This window comes from Hansschlegelia beijingensis (genome assembly GCF_045505405.1).
GTDB lineage: Bacteria > Pseudomonadota > Alphaproteobacteria > Rhizobiales > Methylopilaceae > Methylopila > Methylopila beijingensis_A.
This window is the reverse complement of the sequence record NZ_JBJKEX010000323.1, coordinates 1-3461: the sequence shown is the minus strand read 5'-3', so window position 1 is coordinate 3461 and position 3461 is coordinate 1. Positions and strand designations below refer to the sequence as shown.

Genomic DNA, 3461 nt, shown 5'->3' with positions numbered 1-3461 from the left:
GCCCCAGTGCCGCCCGCCGCCGCCGCCCCAGTGGCCGCCTCCGCCGCGGTGGCCGACGGTCTGGATGTCGCTGTAATTCACGCCGGCGATGGTCGCGTTAGCCGGAGCCGCTTGCGCCGGAACCGAGGCGGCCACGATTCCGGCCGCCGAGACCCCGGCGATGATCGCATTCCGAAGTGACATCATTGCACGTTCTCCCTGCGAACGCCGGCAGGTTCTGAGGAGCCGGACGCCGCCGAATTCCAGGTCGGCGGCGTGCGCCGCAGACCCGAGTGCCCTCTCGAGGAGACATGGTGTTAATGGGGACGTGGACAAGATCGCGTGAGCGCTTGCCCCCTGCGCCGTGGTGGCGCTAAGAGACCGGCCTTGATGCGCCCTGAGCCAAGCCCGCCGTTCGCCTTTCCCCACCGGCACCTGCTTGGCGTGGCGGGGCTGTCGCCGAACGAGATCGAAGGCCTGCTGGCCGCGGCCGAGGATGCGGTCGCCCTGAGCCGGCAGGTCGAGAAGAAGCGCACCACGCTGCGCGGCCGCACGCAGATCAACCTGTTCTTCGAAAGCTCGACGCGGACCCAGTCGTCCTTCGAGATCGCCGGCAAGCGCCTGGGCGCCGACGTGATGAACATGTCGGTCGCCTCCTCCTCGATCAAGAAGGGGGAGACGGTGCTGGACACCGCCGCCACGCTCAATGCGATGCGGCCCGACATCATCGTGGTGCGCCACCACGCGGCGGGAGCCGTGGCGCTGCTCGCCCAGAAGGTCGACTGCTCGGTCGTCAACGCCGGCGACGGCGCCCATGAGCATCCGACGCAGGCCCTCCTCGACGCGCTGACGATCAAGCGCGCCAAGGGCCGCATCGAAGGGCTGACGGTGGCGATCTGCGGAGACGTGCTGCACAGCCGCGTCGCGCGCTCCAACATCCTGCTGCTCAACGCGCTCGGCGCGCGGGTGCGGGTGGTGGCGCCCTCCACTCTGCTTCCCGCCGGCGTCGAACGGCTCGGCGTGACCGCCTACCGGAACATGCGCGAAGGACTCGAGGGGGCGGACGTCGTCATGATGCTGCGGCTTCAGCTCGAGCGGATGAATGGCTCGTTCGTGCCTTCGGTGAAGGAGTACTTCCAGCAGTTCGGGCTCGACGCGGCGAAGCTCGCCTTCGCTGCGCCGGAGGCCGTGGTGATGCACCCCGGTCCGATGAACCGGGGCGTCGAGATCGCCTCGGAAGTGGCCGACGGGCCGCGATCTCTGATCCGAGATCAGGTCGAGATGGGCGTGGCGGTGCGCATGGCGGTGCTCGAAGCTCTTGCGCGGCATCTTCCCGATGCGTGAGTCCTCAGCTCCGGAAGCGCCGCCGACGCTGTTCACCAACGCCCGGCTCGTCTGCCCCGCCACCGCGCGGGACGAGATCGGCGGCTTGCTCGTCGAAGGCGGCGTCATCGCGGCCATCGGCTCCGATGTCCGGCCGCCTGCCGGCGCCGAGATCGTCGACTGCCGCGGCGCGATGCTCGCCCCGGGACTCATCGACCTGGGCGCGTTCGTCGGGGAACCCGGCGCCGAGCATCGCGAAACGATCGCGACCGCAAGCGAGGCCGCAGCGGCCGGCGGCGTGACCACCATCGTGACGCGCGCCGACACCACACCGCCCGTCGACGCCCCGGAGATCGTCGACTACCTCAAGAGGCGAGCGCGCGACACGGCGAGCGTCCACGTCTATCCGATGGCCGCGCTGACCAAGGGCCTCGCCGGCGCGGAGATGACGGAGATCGGCCTCCTGCTCGAAGCGGGGGCCGTGGCTTTCGGAGATGGACCGCGCACCGTCGCGAGCGCCCGGGTGATGCGCCGGGCGATGACCTACGCGCGGGACTTCGACGCCCTGGTCTGCTGCCACGCCGAGGATCCGGAGCTGATCGCGGGCGGCGCGATGAACGAAGGTGAGTTCGCGACGCGACTGGGACTGCCCGGTCGGCCCGCCGCGGCCGAAACGCTGATCGTCGAGCGCGACGTGCGACTCGCGGCGCTGACCGGCTGCCGCTACCACGCGAATCTGGTCACCTGCGGAGCGAGCCTCGACGTGATCGCGCGCGCCAAGGTCTCGGGCGCGTCCGTCACCTGCGGCGCCTCGATCGCGCACCTGTCGCTCAACGAGAATGACGTCGGCGAATACCGCACCTTCTTCAAGGTGGCGCCACCCCTCCGCAGCGAAGACGACCGGCGCGCGCTGGTTCAGGGACTGGCGGACGGGCTGATCGACGTGGTGCTGTCGGCCCACGATCCTCAGGACGTCGAGACCAAGCGGCGGCCCTTCGCGGAGGCTGAGGACGGCGCGATCGGGCTCGAGACCATGCTGGCGGCGGGATTGCGCCTGGTTCACGCCGGGGAGGTCACGCTTCACCGGCTGCTGGCGGCGATGTCCACGCGCCCCGCGCAATTGCTTGGCCTGCCGGGCGGCGCGCTGCGTGTCGGCGCTCCCGCCGATCTGATCGTCGTCGACCTCGACGCCCCATGGGTGCTCGATCCGGCCTCGCTGCGGTCGAAGTCGAAGAACACGCCGTTCGATGGCGCAAGGCTCCAGGGTCGGACGCTGCGCACCATCGTTGCCGGCCGGACCGTCTACGCCTACGCTTGATCCGCCCGCGGCCTCTGGCTGCGCAAGAAGTCTCGCGCCGCCAACCTGAGCGCCCGATCCGACAATGCCGCTCGCTGTCCTCTCATCCATCGGCCTGGGTTACCTGCTGGGATCGATCCCTTTTGGCTTGATCGTGACCCGCCTCGGGGGCGGGGGCGACATTCGGGCCATCGGCTCCGGCAATATCGGGACGACGAACGTCCTGCGGACCGGCCGCAAGGAGCTCGCGGCGCTGACGCTGCTCGGCGACATGCTGAAGGCGACCGCCGCCGTCCTGCTGGCGGACTGGCTCTGGGGCGGGCAGGCCGGGGTTCTGGCCGGGGCGGCCGCCTTCATTGGGCATGTCTTCCCGGTCTGGCTTCGCTTCAGGGGCGGCAAGGGCGTGGCGACCTATCTCGGCGGGCTGCTGGGCGCCGCCTGGCCGGTCGCGCTCGCTTTCGCCGGCGTCTGGATCGCCGTCGCTCTGGTGACCCGCTATTCCTCGGCCTCGGCCCTGGTCGCGAGCCTCGTCGCGCCGGCGCTTCTGGCGATCTGGTGGCCCGCGGAGACCGCCGTGGTGTTCACGGTCCTGACCGCGCTTCTCTGGGCGCTCCACCGCGACAATATCGGGCGGCTTCTGGCGGGCGAGGAAAGCCGCATCGGCCAACGCTCCGCCGCCACCGGCCGCGGGTAGAGGCACGATGCCGGGGCGGCTGACCGACGAACAGCGGGTCGCCTGGCTGCGCCTGATCCGCTCCGAGAACGTCGGCCCCCACGCCTTCCGCAACCTCGTCAACCATTTCGGCGGCGCCGGAGCCGCCCTCAGGGCCCTGCCCGACCTCGCCCGCCGGGGCGGACGCGC

At 70.7% G+C, this 3461-nt stretch carries 3 protein-coding genes and 2 pseudogenes; 4 read left to right on the top strand and 1 reads right to left on the bottom strand.

Annotated features, from left to right (window positions below):
• Nucleotides 1-186, bottom strand: a pseudogene (locus ACIKT0_RS15255) (hypothetical protein); the annotation flags it as partial.
• A gap of 183 nt (nucleotides 187-369) precedes the next feature.
• Here ACIKT0_RS15255 and ACIKT0_RS15250 point away from each other — a divergent pair.
• The 4 genes and pseudogenes from ACIKT0_RS15250 to ACIKT0_RS15235 all read left to right on the top strand — a co-directional run.
• Nucleotides 370-1323 (top strand): aspartate carbamoyltransferase catalytic subunit, encoded by a 954-nt coding sequence (locus ACIKT0_RS15250; protein WP_407106172.1) that lies wholly within the window; start codon nucleotides 370-372, stop codon nucleotides 1321-1323.
• Entirely contained in the window at nucleotides 1316-2620 is a 1305-nt protein-coding gene (locus ACIKT0_RS15245; RefSeq protein ID WP_407106171.1) for a dihydroorotase, read from the top strand. The genes ACIKT0_RS15250 and ACIKT0_RS15245 overlap by 8 nt, the downstream gene beginning before the upstream one ends.
• Before the next feature lie 64 nt (nucleotides 2621-2684).
• Entirely contained in the window at nucleotides 2685-3293 is a 609-nt protein-coding gene (gene plsY, locus ACIKT0_RS15240; RefSeq protein WP_407106170.1) for a glycerol-3-phosphate 1-O-acyltransferase PlsY, read from the top strand.
• A gap of 7 nt (nucleotides 3294-3300) precedes the next feature.
• A pseudogene (locus tag ACIKT0_RS15235) lies at nucleotides 3301-3461 on the top strand (DNA-processing protein DprA); the annotation flags it as partial.

What these genes read in the sequence shown, in the direction of transcription:
- ACIKT0_RS15250 (WP_407106172.1), top strand. Translation starts at nt 370, where the DNA reads ATGCGCCCTGAGCCAAGCCCGCCGTTCGCCTTTCCCCACCGGCACCTG.
- ACIKT0_RS15245 (WP_407106171.1), top strand. Translation starts at nt 1,316, where the DNA reads ATGCGTGAGTCCTCAGCTCCGGAAGCGCCGCCGACGCTGTTCACCAAC.
- plsY (WP_407106170.1), top strand. Translation starts at nt 2,685, where the DNA reads ATGCCGCTCGCTGTCCTCTCATCCATCGGCCTGGGTTACCTGCTGGGA.